Annotated in this window: 1 pseudogene; it reads right to left on the bottom strand. The window is 65.1% G+C overall.

The annotated features are described in order from the left end of the window. Positions 1–255, bottom strand: a pseudogene (locus AB3X95_RS39060) (hypothetical protein); the annotation flags it as partial.

Here is a 255-nt window from a genome sequence, read left to right as displayed (position 1 = left end):
CGTTCGTGATGGTCTTGCCGCCCGCGTCGATGCCGCCCGTGGTGATGCTCGGGCCGTTCTTGATGGTCAGGCCGTCGTTGTTCACCACCGTGTCACCCATCGTCACGCTGTCGACCTTCAGGTCGCGTGCCAGATCGAAGTTCACGTCGTTGCCGGCCGTGCTCTTGCTCACCGCGAGGTTGCCATCGGTGTTCTTCAGGTCGACCGTGCCGCCCGGCGCCACGTTCGTCGCATTCTGGCCCTGCGCGCTCACGT

The organism is Paraburkholderia sp. BR13444 (assembly GCF_040948755.1).
GTDB classification, from domain to species: domain Bacteria; phylum Pseudomonadota; class Gammaproteobacteria; order Burkholderiales; family Burkholderiaceae; genus Paraburkholderia; species Paraburkholderia youngii.
This window is presented reverse-complemented; position numbering and strand designations above follow the sequence as displayed.